Genomic DNA, 14,832 nt, shown 5'->3' with positions numbered 1-14,832 from the left:
GCCGGGCGGCGCCGGGCCGATGCCGGTCTTCAGCTTCATGGGCCACAAGGACATGCATCCGCAGCAGATGCCCTGCTGGATCACGAACACCAATGCCCGAACGCACGACATCATCCGCTCGGGCTTCGACCGCAGTCCGATGTTCATGGGCAAGATCGACGGCATCGGGCCGCGCTACTGCCCGAGCGTCGAGGACAAGATCAACCGCTTCGCCGACAAGGAAAGCCACCAGATCTTCCTCGAGCCCGAAGGGCTGACCACCCACGAGTACTACCCGAACGGGATCTCGACCAGCCTGCCTTTCGACATCCAGTACCAGCTGGTGCGCTCGATGGTCGGCCTGGAGAACGCTCACATCCTGCGGCCGGGCTACGCGATCGAATACGACTACTTCGACCCGCGTGAGCTCAAGAGCAACTTCGAGACGCGTGCGATCCGGGGCCTCTTCTTTGCCGGACAGATCAACGGCACCACCGGCTACGAGGAGGCTGCCGCCCAGGGACTGTTTGCCGGCCTCAATGCTGCACTGCAATGCAGGGGGGAGGGCCCCTGGCTGCCGCGCCGCGACGAGGCCTATCTGGGCGTGCTGGTCGATGACCTGATCACCAAGGGCGTGACGGAGCCTTACCGGATGTTCACCAGCCGCGCCGAGTTCAGGCTGCAGCTGCGCGAGGACAACGCCGATATGCGGCTGACCGAGATCGGCCGGAAACTCGGGTTGGTCGACGATGCGCGCTGGGATGCTTTTTCGCGCAAGCGTGATGTTGTTTCACGTGAAACACAGCGGTTGCGATCGATCTGGGTCAATCCGCGCAACCTGCCGGCGGTCGAATCGGAGCGCGTCCTGGGCAAGGCCATCGAACACGAATACAACCTGGGTGACCTGCTGCGGCGGCCGAACGTCAGCTATGAGTCGCTGATGTCGCTGGATGGCGGAAAGTACGCGGCTGCAGAAACGCTGGGCCCGACCGAGGTGGAACAGATCGAGATCGCTGCCAAGTACTCGGGCTACATCGATCGCCAGCATGACGAGGTGGAGCGGGCTGCGCACTTCGAGAATCTCAAGTTGCCCGAGACCTTCGACTATGGCCAGGTCAAGGCGCTGAGCTACGAAGTTCGCCAGAAGCTGTCAAAGCATCGCCCGGAGACGCTGGGCATGGCTTCGCGCATCTCCGGCGTCACGCCGGCCGCGATCTCGCTGCTGATGATCCATCTTCGCAAGGGCGGGCACCAGGCCTTTGCCCGGGATGCGGCCACGACAGCAACACCGGTCGCCGAATGAACCAGGAGCAACTGCTACGCGAAGGCTCGGCCGCGCTCGGACTGAACTTGAGCGATCTTCAATGCCAGCGCCTGCTGGCCTACGGTGCGCTGATCCTCAAGTGGAACAAGGTGTACAACCTCACCGCGTTGAGGGACCCGGCGACGGTTCTGACTCACCATCTGCTCGACAGCCTGTCGGTGATCCCGCCGCTGGAGAGGAAGTGTCCAGGCGACGCGAGATTGCTGGACGTTGGGGCGGGCGCCGGTCTGCCTGGGGCGGTGATCGCGATCGTTCGGGGCGACATGCAGGTCACCTGCCTCGATGCCGTGGCCAAGAAGGCGGCTTTCGTCCAGCAAGTGGCGTCGGAGCTGGGGCTGAAGAATCTGCGCGGACTGCATGCGCGGGTCGAAATGCTGGCGGGAAGCTACGAGCTGATCAGTTCCCGGGCCTTCGCATCGCTGGCCGACTTCGTTGCAGGCTCTCGCCATCTGCTGGCGCCGGACGGCGTCTGGATGGCCATGAAGGGCAGGGCGCCGGACGACGAAATCGCCCAGCTTCCGGCGGATTGCGAAGTGTTTCACGTGGAACAACTGTCGGTTCCGGGCCTGGATGCCGAACGGTGCATCGTCTGGATGCGAAAACGCGCCGCCTGACAGGCGCTCATTGCGCCGACCTCGCTTAGACTCGACGCACTCCCATTTCAGGCCATTTCCCATGTTCGGCATCGCTGACTACGGCGCGTTCGTCGCCGCCATCATTCTCTTTCTGGCGATACCCGGGCCTGGCAATCTCGCATTGATCACCTCGACCGGCAAAGGTGGGATCCGTGGCGGGCTGGCTGCGACCCTGGGCGTGATCGCGGGTGACCAGGTGCTGATGTGGGCCGCCGTGGCGGGCGTTGCCGCCTTGCTCAGTGCCTACCCGGCCGCATTCAGCGCGGTGCAGTGGGTCGGCGCCGCCTATTTGGCGTGGCTCGGCTTCAAGATGATCCGCGCCAGGCCGGGTGCAGCCCCCATCCTCAATATCCGGCCGCGGCAGTACCTCCAGCAGGCCTTGACGATCACGCTGCTGAATCCGAAGGCCATCGTCTTCTACATGGCCTTCTTCCCGTTGTTCATCGACCCGACGCGGCATCAAGGCTTCCCGACCTWTGCTGCGATGGCGGCCACGATCGCCTTCCTGACCTTCATGTATGGCCTGATCGTGACGCTTCTGACGTATTTCCTGGCCGAGCGCCTGCGCGCCAACCCCCGCGTCTCCGGCATGCTCGGAAAGCTCGCGGGGGTCTTCCTGATCGCCTTCGGCTTCAAGCTGGCCATTTCCAGGTAAGCATGGCCAAGATCTTTTGCATCGCGAACCAGAAGGGCGGCGTCGGCAAGACCACCACCACGGTGAACCTGGCCGCGGGCCTGGCGAAGGTCGGGCAGCGCGTCCTGATGATCGACCTCGATCCCCAGGGCAACGCCACCATGGGGTCGGGCGTCGACAAGCGCCAGCTCGAAACCACCGTGTATGACGTCCTGCTGGAGTCGGCATCGGTGGCCGAAGCCCGCGTGAAGTCCGAGAAGTGCGGCTACGACATCCTGGGTGCCAACCGCGAACTGGCGGGCGCCGAGGTCGAGATGGTTGCCATCGACCGGCGCGAAAAGCGCCTGCGCACGGCGCTCGCCGCGGTCGGCGCCGAGTACGACTTCATCCTCATCGACTGCCCGCCCAGCCTGAGCCTGCTCACGCTCAACGGGCTGTGCGCCGCGCACGGCGTGATCGTGCCGATGCAGTGCGAGTACTTTGCCCTCGAAGGACTGACCGACCTGGTCAACACCATCAAGCAGGTGCACGCCAATCTCAACAAGAACCTGCAGATCATCGGCCTGCTGCGCGTGATGTTCGATCCGCGCATCACCCTCCAGCAGCAAGTGAGCGAGCAACTCAAGGCCCATTTCGGAGAGAAGGTGTTCGACACCGTGATTCCGCGCAACGTGCGGCTGGCCGAGGCGCCGAGCTACGGACTGCCGGGCGTGGTGTTCGACCCGCAGGCCAAGGGCAGCCAGGCCTTCGTGGCCTTCGCGCAGGAACTGGTCGAGAAGATGCCGCCGGCCAGCGCGCTGGCGTCCGAAGCCGCCGCGCCGCCGGTGCCCGCGCCGATGGATGCCCCGCTGGTGGCGGTCCACGCGCCCGAAGGTCCTTGACCATCGCCCCGCAGATGACCGCTCCGAAGATCCTGCTGCTGCCGGGCTGGCAGAACAGCGACCCCGCCCACTGGCAAAGCCGCTGGGAGACGAAGTACCGCGACCATCGCGTCGACCAGCACGACTGGATGCGGCCGCTGCGCGGCGACTGGTCCACCCGGCTCGAGGAAGAGGTGCTGGCTGCCCCTGGCCCGGTCGTGCTCGTGGCGCACAGCCTCGGCTGCATCCTGGTGGCGGCCTGGGCCGCCCACTCCCGCCGGACGGCCAAGGTCCGCGCGGCGCTGCTGGTCGCCCCGGGCGACGTCGAGCGCGAAGACCTCCGCCAGATGATTCCCGGCTGGGCACCGATCGTGCGCCAGCCCCTGCCGTTTCCCGCGCTGATGATCGCGGCCCAGGACGATCCCTACTGCGAGGCCACGCGCTCTCGCGAGATGGCGCGGAACTGGGGTGCCCGGTTCGTCGATGCCGGCGCCCGCGGACATCTCAACAGCGAATCCGGGCTGGGCGACTGGCCCGAAGGCCGGAATCTGCTGAATGACCTACTGAAAGAAGAATGACTTCCATGGCCACCAAAAAACCGAAGGGCCTCGGCCGCGGACTCGAAGCCCTCCTGGGCCCGACCTTCAACGGCTCGGACAGCGCGGTTCTCGATGATGCGATGCCGCCGAACCCGACCACGCTCCAGCTCGACCAGATGGTGCCCGGCGTCTACCAGCCGCGCACGCGCATGGACGAAGGCGCGCTCTACGAGTTGGCCGAGAGCATCAAGGCGCAAGGCATCATGCAGCCGATCCTGGTGCGCCGGCTGGATGCCGACGGGGCGCGCGACAAGAAGGCCGAGTTCGAGATCATCGCGGGCGAACGGCGCTTCCGGGCGGCCGGCCTGGCCGGCCTCGAAAGCGTGCCGGTGCTGGTGCGCGACGTGCCCGACGAGGCCGCCGCGGCCATGTCGCTGATCGAGAACATCCAGCGCGAGGACCTCAATCCGCTTGAAGAAGCCCAGGGCCTGCAACGATTGGTGCAAGAGTTCGGGCTCACTCACGAATCGGCTGCGCAGGCCGTCGGACGCTCCCGCAGCGCCGCCAGCAACTTGCTGCGCCTGCTGAACCTGGCCGAACCGGCCCAGGCCATGCTGATGGCGGGCGACATCGACATGGGCCATGCGCGGGCCCTGCTGTCGCTCGACAAGGGGACGCAGATCACCGCCGCCAACCAGATCGCGGCCAGGAAGATGTCGGTCCGCGAGGCCGAGGCCCTGGTCAAGAAGCTGGCGGCCGAGTTCAGCCTCACGCCCTCGCCGCGGCGCGGCGCGGCGGAAAAATCCCGCGACCTGCTGCGGGTCGAGGAGGAACTCGCCGACCTGCTGGCGGCCGAGGTCGAGGTCCGGGTCAAGAAGCGCACCAAGCGCGGCGGCAAGATCGAGGAGACCGGCGAACTCGCGATTCACTTCGGCTCGCTGGACGCGCTCAACGGCCTGATCGACCGCATCCGCCAAACGGCCTAGCGCAGCGCCGAAGCCATCCCGCTTCCGGTCGATTGATTCAACCGGTTACGGGTCCTATTCTCCTGATGCAACTTTTTAATATTAAAGTTCTAAGGGGAAATCCAAATGGGACTCTACAGACGGCCGTTGGCGGCGGTTGCCGCGGCGGCGCTGCTGCTGGCCGGGTGCGAAACCACCGACATGCAGATGGGCAGCCAGGGTGCGAAGACGGTCGCCACCGGCAGCGCGGCGGGCAGCGCCAGCGCCAACACCAGCGGCGCGCTCGAGAAATGCGCCTCGCCGCTGGGCACCGTGTCGCTGGTCGAGAACCAATCGGCCGGCTGGTACACCATCCTGCGCAATGAATACAAGCTGCCACCCACCGCCAACCTGCTGAAGCTGCTGGTCCAGCAATCGAACTGCTTCGTGGTGGTCGAGCGGGGCGCCGCCGGCATGAACGCCATGTCGCGCGAGCGCCAGCTGTCGCAATCGGGCGAGATGCGCCAGGGCAGCAACTTCGGCGCCGGCCAGATGGTGGCGTCCGACTACGGCCTCTCGCCCGAAATCGTCTTCAGCAACCAGAACGCGGGCGGCGTCGGCGGCGCCCTGGGCGGACTTGTCGGCGGCCGCTACAGCGGCGTGCTGTCCGCGGTCGGCGGCAGCATGCAGACCAAGGAGGCCAGCGCATTGCTGACGCTGATCGACAACCGTTCGGGCGTGCAGGTCGCGGCCTCCGAAGGCAGCGCCTCGAAGACCGATTTCGGCGCCTTCGGCTCGGTCTTCGGCGGCAGCGCCGGGGGCGCCCTGGGCGGCTACACCAACACGGCCCAGGGCAAGGTGATCAGCGCCGCCTTCATGGACGCCTTCAACCAGATGGTCATCTCGCTGCGCAACTACAAGGCGCAGGCGGTCCAGGGCCAGGGCCTGGGCGGCGGCGGCCGCCTGGGGGTGGATGGCGGCGCCGCGCCGTCGCAGACCTCAGCGCCGAAAAAGAAGTAGTAGCTCGCCCCCAGGTTGCCCGGCACTTCGTGTCCGGGCGCCCATCCCCTACCGGGGGCGCAGTCAGCAGCCCGGCGAAGCCGGTTCCGCGACTGCCCACGAGCAGGTGCGCTGCGCGCAGCCGAAGAACAAGGACAGCCTCTTTGCGGCCGGCCGGCGCAGCCAGGCCCGTTGGTGGAACACCGCGGAACCGGCTTCGCCGGGCCGCTGGTGTTGCCCCCGGTAGGGGGTGGGCGCCCCGACACGAAGTGCGGGGCAACCTGGGGGCGAGTCAGAGACTAAATATCTTGCCGGGGTTCATGATGTTCTTCGGGTCCAGCGCGCGCTTGATCGTGCGCATCATGTCKACCGCGCCGACACCGGCCTCGGTCACCAGGAAGTCCATCTTGTGCAGGCCGACGCCGTGCTCGCCGGTRCAGGTGCCTTCGAGGGCGAGCGCCCGGCTCACGAGGGCGTGGTTCAGCTGCTCGGCGGTCACGCGCTCCTCGGGCACGTTGGGGTCGAGCAGGTAGCCGAAGTGGAAGTTGCCGTCGCCCACATGGCCGACCAGGAAGTAAGGGATGCCGCTGGCGTCGGCCTCGGCCACGGACTCGAGCAGGCAATCGGCCAGCCGCGAAATCGGYACGCAGGTGTCGGTCGAGATCACGCGGCAGCCCGGGCGCGACTGCACCGCCGCGAAGTAGCTGTTGTGGCGCGCGGTCCAGAGGCGGGTGCGCTCCTCGGGCGTGCTGGCCCATTCGAAGGCCTTGCCGCCATGGCCGCTGGCCAACTCCTGCACCGTCTCGGCCTGCTCCTTGACGCCGGCCGGGGAGCCGTGGAACTCCATCAGCAGCATCGGTTCCTCGCGCAGGCCGAGCTTGGCGTAGGCATTGACCATGCGCACCGTGTTGACGTCGATCAGCTCGACGCGCGCGATCGGGACGCCGAGCTGGATGATCTCGATCGTGGTGCGCACCGCCGCCTCGATGCTCGGGAACGAGCAGATCGCGGCCGACACCGCCTCGGGCAGCGGGTAGATGCGAAGGGTGACCTCGGTGATCACGCCCAGCGTGCCTTCGCTGCCGACGAACAAGCGCGTCAGGTCGTAGCCGGCGGATGACTTCTTGGCCCGCGTGCCGGTGCGGATCRCCTCGCCGCTGGCCGTGACCAGTTCGAGCGCCAGCACGTTCTCGCGCATGGTGCCGTAGCGCACCGCGTTCGTCCCGCTGGCGCGCGTGGCCGCCATGCCGCCGATCGAGGCGTCGGCGCCAGGGTCGATCGGGAAGAACAGGCCGGTGCTCTTGATCTCCTCGTTGAGCTGCTTGCGCGTGACGCCGGGCTGCACCGTCACCGTCAGGTCGTCGGCGTTGACGGAGAGCACGCGGTTCATGCGGCTGACGTCGATGCTGATGCCGCCCTGGACCGCGAGCAGGTGGCCTTCGAGCGAGGAGCCGACACCGAAGGGGATCACCGGCACGCTGTGCTCGCTCGCGAGCTTCACCGCGTCGGCGACCTCCTGGGTGCTCTCGGCGAAGACCACTGCGGAGGGCGGCGGCGCATCGAAGGACGATTCGTCGCGGCCATGCTGCGTGCGCACCGCCAGCGCGGTCGAGCAGCGGTCGCCGAAGCGGGCCTTCAGGGCGGCGATCAGCGCGTCAGGCACCTCGCGCAGCGCGATCTCCGGGGTCAGGTGGGAGGGGGCGGTGGGAGCATTCATGGGGCGCGGTCTCCTGAAGGGTCTAATATTCTAAGAACCCCATTCTCAACCGAACCCGAAAGCACCTCATGGGCAACCGCCTGACACAGATCGCGACGCGCACCGGCGACGACGGCAGCACCGGCCTTGGCGACAACACGCGCGTCCCCAAGGACCACCTGCGCGTGCACGCGATGGGCGACGTGGACGAGCTCAACTCGCACATCGGCGTGCTGCTCTGCGAGCCGATGCCGGCCGCCGTGCGCGAGCTGCTGGTCGATGTGCAGCACCAGCTCTTCAACCTCGGCGGCGAGCTCTCGATGCCGGGCTACACGCTGCTCAAGGCCGAGGCGCTGCTGCAGCTGGACAACGCGCTGGCCGAACACAACGCGGCGCTGCCGCGGCTGGCCGAGTTCATCCTGCCCGCGGGCACCCGCGCCGCCTCGCAGGCGCATGTCTGCCGCACGGTGGCCCGGCGCGCCGAGCGCGCGGTGGTGGCCCTGGGCGCGCAGACCGAGATCAACGCCGCGCTGCGGCACTACCTGAACCGCCTGAGCGACCTGCTGTTCGTGCTCGCGCGCGTGCTCAACCGTGTCGATGGCGGCGACGACGTCTACTGGAAGAGCGAGCGCATGGCCCGGGCCGCAGGCGAGGGCGGTCCCGCCGCCTGAAACGACAAGGAGATTCGACGAATGCCCCCGATCCGGACACGAACCACCCGCCTTGGCGCCGCCTGCGCCGTTCTGGGAGCGGCCGCCTTCTTGCTGCCCTGGGCCGCGCACGGCGCGCAGAGCCCCCCGGCGAAGCAGCAACCGGCCGGGGCGCCCGCCCACGACAGCAAGGTGCTGGGCGGCATCGAACGCGGCGCCGACGCCACAGGCCGCGGGATCGCGCGCGGTGCCGATGCGACCCGGCGCGGCGTGGACCACACGGCCGAGCGCGCCAGCGCGCCGGTGCGTCGCTGGGGCGAGGCCCTGGGCCGCAAGATCACGCCGCACGGCGGCAGCAGGCCGGCCGCCCCGGCGGTCGGCCCGCAAGGCAACTCGCCCTGACCGGCGCCGGGCCGGCTTTACCTTGCTTCACTTCGCCTCTACATGGGCGAGGGGTGCGCGACACACGCGCCTTCCACACTGGACTCCTCATCAACGCAGAAGGAGTTCCGACAATGATCAAGTCAAAGCGCATGGCCGTTGCCGCCGCAGCGCTCGCGATGGGCATGGTGGGAAGCGCCTTCGCGCAGGACACCCGTTTCGATCGCGGATCCGACCGCAATGACCGTTTCGGGCCGCAGCAACAGCAGCCGCGCCATGACGGCCCGGGCTACGACCGTGGTCGCCCCGATGACCGCTCCGACTACCGCCCCGACGACCGCCCCGACGACCGCCCCGACGACCTCCCGGGTCGCCGCTTCGACCACCGGGGCCATCCCCACCCGCAGGCCGAATGGCGCCACGGCGGCCGCGTGCCAAGCGAATACCGGGGCCGCCAGTACGTCGTGGACGACTGGCGCGGGCGCCGGCTGCAGCAGCCGCCGCGCGGCTACCAGTGGGTCGGCGTGGGCGGGGACTTCGTGCTGGCCGCGGCGGCCACCGGCCTGATCGCCCAGATCATCATCGGCCGATAGACAGGCTCAGGCGGCGGAGGGTGCGAGCTGCGCGCAGACGTTGCGGCCGGTGATCGTGAGCCGCAGCCCGCCACCGTGCCATTCGAGCCAGTTCAGTCTCACGTAGGCCTCGATGTCGCTGTCGTCGATCCGGCCGGCCTGGTGCTGCTGGAGGTGGTCGACCGTGGCGGGCAGTGCCTGCCGCAGCCGTTCGCGGGCCGCAGCTTCGCTGGCCTCCCTGGCTGAAATGCGCGTCTGAGAATTCGATGCCATGGCTGATTCGATCCAATCGCTGAGGAAACCGTACCAATGTACGCTTCCTGTCGATCGAGTCACGGACCTTTTTCTCGTTATCGCGCAGGACAAACACCGATCCCGCCGGGCGGCGTCTTCGCCCTACTTGCGCGGCTGCAGCAGCTTGCTGACCTCGTCCACGTTGTCCCGGATCCGCTGGCGCACCACGTCGAAGGCATCGGCCTGCGACTTCGCCGCCATCTCCGACAGCTCGCGGATGTCGTCCAGCGCCTGCTTGAAGGCGGCCTTGCCCATGGCATCGAGCTTGGCGAGCCCTTCGCGCRGATCGGTGCCGGGCAGACCCTTGACGGTACCCTGCCACTCCTCGATCGACGTCTTGAGCATCTCGGTCTGGCGCTGCACCACGGCCTGCAGTCCCTGGTAGGACTTCTCGTTGGCCTTCACCAGCGCCTGCAGGTCCTTGCGTCCGCTCTCGACGATCGCGCCTGCGGCGCCCGCCAGCGGAAGGTTCTGCAACCGCTCGGCCATGCCCTTGAGCGGCTTGACGAAAGCCTCCTGGACGTCGGCCGGCGTGGGGATGCCCCCCGAGCGCGTCTTCTTGGCGGCGGTGGTGCTCGACTTGCTGGTGGCCATGTGCGGTATCTCCAGATTTGAGGTTGGGGTTGCCACGATACGCCCAGTGGGGCGTTTCATGAAAGCCCTTCGCTCACTTGACGAGCTTGAGCGTGCCCTTCATGAGCGAGGAGTGCCCGGGGAAGGAGCAGAAGTAGGTGTAGCTGCCGCCGGCGGCGAGCTTCGCCGGCGAGAAGGTCACGCTGTCGCTTTCGCCGCCGCCGACGATCTTCGTGTGGGCCACGACGCGCGCATCGCCGGCCTTGACGTAGTCCTGCGGCAGGCCGGCGGCGATGCCGTCGGTGGCGACGGCCTGCACGTCGGCGGTCTTGGCCAGCACCCAGTTGTGCCCCATGGCCTGCTTGGGCATCTTGCCGCTGTGCTTGAGCTTGACCGTGAACTCCTTGCAGCTCTGGCTCACCTCGATCGCGGGCTTGTTGAATTGCATGGCGTCGTTGCCTTCGATCTCGACCGTGCATTCGGCGGCAAGCACGGGGGCGGAAGCGAAGGCCAGAACGGCGATGGCGGCGAGACGGTGACGAAGCATGGAAAGAACCTCAAGGAAAGAAACACACACACGCCGCGCACCTTGCGCAGCGCCGGCCTCATTGTCGAGCGTGGTCGACAGCGCTTGTTGACCAGGGTCAATCTCGCCGCGATGGGCCTGCACTTCGGCGCCGCGCCGCGGCGCGTGTGTTGCCCTGGGTCAAGGACACGGGGAGCGAGGCCCGCCCACACTGCCTCCAGTGCCGACACCCATGCGTCGGCCATCACAGGAGAAGCAGAAAAAACATGGTTAGCAGCAGAAATCTCACGCGCACACTGATCGGTGCCATCCTCGGCACCTTGTGCGTCTTGCCCGCGGCGGCGCAGGAGGCGCAGGGCAACTGGCTCGTCCGAGCCCGCGCAGTGCGCATCGACACGGCCAACAAGTCCGATCCGATTCCGTCGCTGGCCGTGCCGGCCGATGCGATCACGGTGAGCGACAAGACCATTCCCGAAGTCGACATCACCTACTTCTTCACGCCGAATATCGCCGCGGAGCTGGTGCTGACGGTGCCGCAAAAGCATACCGTGACCGTGCAGCAGAGCGCGCTGGGCGGGCCGGTCGACATCGGCACCTTCAAGCAACTGCCGCCGACGCTGATGGTCCAGTACCACTTCAGGCCGAACGCGACGATTCGCCCCTATGTCGGCGCCGGCCTGAACTACACGCGCATCAGCTCGGTGCGGCTGGCCGTGCCCACCGTGGGCCGCCTGGACCTCGAGAACGACAGCTTCGGGCTCGCCGTGGGCGCCGGCTTCGACATCGCGCTGGCGGAGAACGTGTTCCTGAACTTCGACGTCAAGAAGCTGCAGATCCGCTCCGACGTGAGCCATCTGGGCCAGACGCTGTCGACGGTGAAGGTCGATCCGTGGTTGTTCGGCGTGGGCGTGGGGTATCGTTTCTAACCCCCAGGTTGGCTCACTTCGTGTAGCCGCCCACCCCCTTGAAAGGGGGCGTTGCCGGCGGATCGGCGCAGCCGGATCCGCGGCAACCCACGAAGAGACCGGGCCTCCTCTTGATCTGGGTCAACTCTCGCCCGGCTGCGCTCGCTAGGCTCGGGGCATGGAAGCTGCGCTCTCTTTCGCCCCCGGCTTGCCCGCCGCGCCGCAGTCGGCCTGGTCGCTGCTGGACGATCCGGTCGAATGGCCGGCCTTCGGGCGGCCCCTGGGCGAGGGCGACGCGGCGCGCTGGGAGTCCCAGGTCGTGGTCGAGGGCATGCATTGCGCGGCCTGCGCGTTCACGGTGGAGGCGGCGCTGATGCAGGTGCCGGGCGTCGTCTCGGCCGAGGTCAATGCGGCCAGCCGCCGCGCGCGCGTGGTCTGGTCGTCGGCGGCCGTGAAACCGTCGCGCTGGTTCGAGGCCTCCGAAGCCGCGGGCTACCGCCTGGTGCCGGCCGGCGACATGCTGGCGAGCGCGCGGCGCAAGCGCGAGTCGCGCCTGGCGCTCTGGCGCTGGCTGGTGGCGGGTTTCTGCATGATGCAGGTCATGATGTATGCCTACCCGGCGTACATCGCACAGCCCGGCGACATGACGCCCGATGCCGCGCAGTTGCTGCGCTGGGCCTCGTGGGTCCTGACGCTGCCGGTGATGCTGTTTTCCTGCGGCCCCTTCTTTCGCAGCGCCTGGCGCGACCTGCGGCAGCGCCGCATCGGGATGGACCTGCCGGTCGCGCTCGGCATGGCGATCACCTTCGTGGTCAGCAGCGCGGCCACTTTCGATCCGGAGGGGCCGCTCGGCCACGAGCTGTACTTCGACTCCCTCACGATGTTCGTGTTCTTCCTGCTGACCGGCCGCTGGCTGGAGGCACGGCTGCGCGACCGCACCGCCGGCGCCCTCGATGCCCTGATGAACCGCCTGCCCGACAGCGTGCTGCGGCGCAACGCCGGCGGCTCGTTCGAGCGCGTCGCGGTCCGGCGGCTGGCGGTCGGCGACCTGCTCCGCGTGCTGCCCGGCGAGGCCTTTCCGGCCGATGGCACGGTGATGGCGGGCGACACCTCGGCCGACGAGGCGCTGATCACGGGCGAGTCCCGGCCGGTGCCGCGCCCTTGCGGCGCGGGGGTGCTGGCGGGCAGCCACAACGTCGGCGCGGTGGTGGAGGTGCGGGTCGAGGCGCTGGGGCCGGACACGCGCTTCGCCCAGATCGTGGCGCTGATGGAAAGCGCCTCGCTGCAGAAGCCCCGGCTCGCGCAACTGGCCGATCGCGCGGCCCGGCCGTTCCTGCTCGCGGTGCTGGTCGCGGCGGCCGCGGCGGCGGCCTACTGGTGGCCGGTGGATTCGGGCAAGGCGCTGATGGTCGCGGTGGCGGTGCTGATCGTGACCTGTCCCTGCGCGCTGTCGCTGGCGACGCCGGCCGCGATGCTCGCGAGCGCCGGCACGCTGGCGCGCGGCGGGGTGCTGGTGCGCAACCTGCAGGCGCTGGAGGCGCTGGCTGCGGTCGACACCGTGGTGTTCGACAAGACCGGCACGCTGACGCGCGACACGCCGCGGCTCGACCGGGTCTACAGCCGAAAGGGCGTGCGGCCGGGCGATGCGGTGGAGCTGGCGGCCGCGCTCGCCGCACAGTCGCTGCATCCGGCGTCGCGGGCGCTCGTGAAGGCCTGGCGCGAGCAGCACCGCGTGGCGCCGGACTGGCGGGTGTCGAGCCTGGCCGAACGCGCGGGGCAGGGGCTCGAAGGCCGGGTTGGTCGCGGCGCCGGTGCACCCGAGCGTGGCCTGCGCCTGGGCTCGGCCGCATTCTGCGGCGTCCAGCCGCTGCCGGTCGAGGCGGCCCAGGTGCATCTCAGCGACGACCAGGGGTGGATCGCCAGTTTCGTGCTGGCGGAGGATCTGCGCGAGGACGCCGCCGCCGCCGTCTCCGCGCTGGGTGTGCAGGGCGTGGCGGTGTGGCTGCTGTCGGGCGACAGTGCCGGCGCCGCGCGCGAGGTCGCGGCACGCGCCGGCATTGCCATGGCCTTGGGCGACTGCACGCCCGAAGACAAGCTGCGGCGGCTGAAGGATCTGCAGGCCCAGGGCCAGGCGGTCGCGATGGTGGGCGACGGCCTCAACGACGGGCCCGTGCTCGCCTATGCCCATGCCTCCTTCGCCTTCGGCCGCGCGGTGCCGCTGGCGCAGGCCCAGGCCGACTTCGTGGTGCTCGGCGATGCGCTCGGCGTCGTGCCGCGCGCCATCGCGCAGGCCCGGCGCACGCTGCGGGTGGTGCGGCAGAACCTCTGGTGGGCGGCCGGCTACAACGCGGTCTGCGTGCCGCTCGCGATCGCCGGCTGGCTGCCGCCGTGGCTCGCGGGGCTGGGCATGGCGGCGAGCTCGCTGGCGGTGGTGCTCAATGCCGCGCGGCTGGCCCGCCAGCCACTGCACCTCGAGGCGGCCTGATGGACATCCTCTTCCTGCTGATCCCGTTCTCGGTGGTGCTGGTCCTGTTCATCCTCGCCGGCCTCTGGTGGGCGGTCGACCGTGGGCAATTCGACGACATCGACAACGAGGGCGAGCGCATTCTTAAGAACGATTGATCTGAATCAACCTCGATCGCACGSCGCGCCGGGACACTGGGCCAGTTTCATAAATGAAGGCTCTGCGATGCATGCTCCGAATACTTCCGCGCCGGTCTACAGCGACACGGTGGTGCGGCAATTCGCTCTCATGTCGGTGGTCTGGGGCGTGGTCGGCATGTTGGTGGGGGTCATCATCGCCTCGCAGCTGGCCTGGCCCGAGCTCAACCTCGGCATCCCGTGGCTCAGCTACGGACGGTTGCGGCCGCTGYACACCAATGCGGTGATCTTCGCCTTCGGCGGCTGTGCGCTGATGGCGACCAGCTTCCACGTGGTGCAGCGCACCTGCCAGGTCCGGCTGTTCGCACCGGCGCTGGCCTCGTTCGTGTTCTGGGGCTGGCAGGCCGTGATCGTGGCCGCCGCCATCAGCCTGCCGATGGGCTACACCAGCGGCAAGGAATACGCCGAACTCGAATGGCCGATCGACATCCTGATCGCGCTGGTCTGGGTGGCCTACGCGATCGTGTTCTTCGGCACCGTCGGCATGCGCAAGGTTCGCCACATCTATGTCGCCAACTGGTTCTACGGCGCCTTCATCATCGCGGTGGCGCTGCTGCACATCGTCAACAGCGCGGCCATCCCCGCGGGCTGGATGAAGAGCTACTCGGCCTACGCCGGCGTGCAGGACGCGATGGTGCAGTGGTGGTACGGCCACAACGC

At 68.3% G+C, this 14,832-nt stretch carries 18 protein-coding genes; 14 read left to right on the top strand and 4 right to left on the bottom strand.

Annotated elements, in window-relative coordinates; all coding sequences use genetic code 11:
- The 7 genes from mnmG to AC1D2K_RS14795 form a co-directional block, all read left to right on the top strand.
- Positions 1–1,282: tRNA uridine-5-carboxymethylaminomethyl(34) synthesis enzyme MnmG (mnmG, locus tag AC1D2K_RS14825; protein ID WP_478089590.1), on the top strand; the 1,282-nt coding region annotated here is incomplete at its 5' end.
- Entirely contained in the window at positions 1,279–1,917 is a 639-nt protein-coding gene (rsmG, locus tag AC1D2K_RS14820; RefSeq protein ID WP_478089589.1) for a 16S rRNA (guanine(527)-N(7))-methyltransferase RsmG, read from the top strand. The genes mnmG and rsmG, both read left to right, overlap by 4 nt.
- 61 nt (positions 1,918–1,978) lie before the next feature.
- Positions 1,979–2,593 (top strand): LysE family translocator, encoded by a 615-nt coding sequence (locus AC1D2K_RS14815; protein WP_478089588.1) that lies wholly within the window; start codon positions 1,979–1,981, stop codon positions 2,591–2,593.
- 2 nt (positions 2,594–2,595) lie between these two features.
- Positions 2,596–3,453 carry a ParA family protein gene (locus AC1D2K_RS14810; protein ID WP_478089587.1) on the top strand — a complete coding sequence of 286 codons (858 nt, stop codon included), beginning with the start codon at positions 2,596–2,598 and terminating at the stop codon, positions 3,451–3,453.
- A 14-nt stretch (positions 3,454–3,467) separates the two neighbouring features.
- A complete protein-coding gene (locus AC1D2K_RS14805; RefSeq protein ID WP_478089591.1) occupies positions 3,468–4,010 on the top strand; it encodes an RBBP9/YdeN family alpha/beta hydrolase in 543 nt (180 codons plus the stop codon).
- Between the two features lie 5 nt (positions 4,011–4,015).
- Positions 4,016–4,957 carry a ParB/RepB/Spo0J family partition protein gene (locus AC1D2K_RS14800; protein ID WP_478089586.1) on the top strand — a complete coding sequence of 314 codons (942 nt, stop codon included), beginning with the start codon at positions 4,016–4,018 and terminating at the stop codon, positions 4,955–4,957.
- Between the two features lie 105 nt (positions 4,958–5,062).
- Positions 5,063–5,935 carry a CsgG/HfaB family protein gene (locus AC1D2K_RS14795; RefSeq protein WP_478089585.1) on the top strand — a complete coding sequence of 291 codons (873 nt, stop codon included), beginning with the start codon at positions 5,063–5,065 and terminating at the stop codon, positions 5,933–5,935.
- Between the two features lie 271 nt (positions 5,936–6,206).
- Here AC1D2K_RS14795 and AC1D2K_RS14790 read toward each other — a convergent pair whose 3' ends face one another.
- Complete coding sequence (locus AC1D2K_RS14790; protein WP_478089584.1) at positions 6,207–7,631, bottom strand: FAD-binding oxidoreductase; 1,425 nt, start codon at positions 7,629–7,631, stop codon at positions 6,207–6,209.
- 68 nt (positions 7,632–7,699) lie between these two features.
- Between AC1D2K_RS14790 and AC1D2K_RS14785 the strand changes: the two genes are divergently transcribed.
- From AC1D2K_RS14785 to AC1D2K_RS14775, 3 genes are all read left to right on the top strand, one after another.
- Positions 7,700–8,281, top strand: coding sequence for a cob(I)yrinic acid a,c-diamide adenosyltransferase (locus AC1D2K_RS14785; protein ID WP_478089583.1), 582 nt, complete (start codon positions 7,700–7,702; stop codon positions 8,279–8,281).
- Positions 8,282–8,302: 21 nt separating this feature from the next.
- Entirely contained in the window at positions 8,303–8,662 is a 360-nt protein-coding gene (locus AC1D2K_RS14780; protein ID WP_478089582.1) for a hypothetical protein, read from the top strand.
- Between the two features lie 113 nt (positions 8,663–8,775).
- Complete coding sequence (locus AC1D2K_RS14775; RefSeq protein WP_478089581.1) at positions 8,776–9,234, top strand: RcnB family protein; 459 nt, start codon at positions 8,776–8,778, stop codon at positions 9,232–9,234.
- Positions 9,235–9,240: 6 nt separating this feature from the next.
- Here the strand turns inward: AC1D2K_RS14775 and AC1D2K_RS14770 are convergent, their stop codons facing one another.
- The 3 genes from AC1D2K_RS14770 to azu all read right to left on the bottom strand — a co-directional run bounded on the left by AC1D2K_RS14770 (position 9,241) and on the right by azu (position 10,627).
- Positions 9,241–9,486 (bottom strand): hypothetical protein, encoded by a 246-nt coding sequence (locus AC1D2K_RS14770; protein WP_478089580.1) that lies wholly within the window; start codon positions 9,484–9,486, stop codon positions 9,241–9,243.
- A gap of 123 nt (positions 9,487–9,609) precedes the next feature.
- Positions 9,610–10,101, bottom strand: coding sequence for a TIGR01841 family phasin (gene phaP / locus AC1D2K_RS14765; protein WP_478089579.1), 492 nt, complete (start codon positions 10,099–10,101; stop codon positions 9,610–9,612).
- 73 nt (positions 10,102–10,174) lie between these two features.
- On the bottom strand, positions 10,175–10,627 hold the full coding sequence (azu, locus tag AC1D2K_RS14760; RefSeq protein WP_478089578.1) for an azurin: 453 nt from the start codon (positions 10,625–10,627) through the stop codon (positions 10,175–10,177).
- Between the two features lie 245 nt (positions 10,628–10,872).
- Between azu and AC1D2K_RS14755 the strand changes: the two genes are divergently transcribed.
- The 4 genes from AC1D2K_RS14755 to AC1D2K_RS14740 all read left to right on the top strand — a co-directional run.
- A complete protein-coding gene (locus tag AC1D2K_RS14755; RefSeq protein ID WP_478089577.1) occupies positions 10,873–11,532 on the top strand; it encodes an OmpW/AlkL family protein in 660 nt (219 codons plus the stop codon).
- Positions 11,533–11,689: 157 nt separating this feature from the next.
- Positions 11,690–13,996 carry a heavy metal translocating P-type ATPase gene (locus AC1D2K_RS14750; protein WP_478089576.1) on the top strand — a complete coding sequence of 769 codons (2,307 nt, stop codon included), beginning with the start codon at positions 11,690–11,692 and terminating at the stop codon, positions 13,994–13,996.
- On the top strand, positions 13,996–14,133 hold the full coding sequence (gene ccoS / locus AC1D2K_RS14745; protein WP_478089575.1) for a cbb3-type cytochrome oxidase assembly protein CcoS: 138 nt from the start codon (positions 13,996–13,998) through the stop codon (positions 14,131–14,133). The genes AC1D2K_RS14750 and ccoS overlap by 1 nt, the downstream gene beginning before the upstream one ends.
- A gap of 67 nt (positions 14,134–14,200) precedes the next feature.
- Positions 14,201–14,832: cbb3-type cytochrome c oxidase subunit I (locus AC1D2K_RS14740; RefSeq protein ID WP_478089574.1), on the top strand; the 632-nt coding region annotated here is incomplete at its 3' end.

This window comes from Variovorax sp. P1_H12_2 (assembly GCF_056405335.1).
This window is presented reverse-complemented; position numbering and strand designations above follow the sequence as displayed.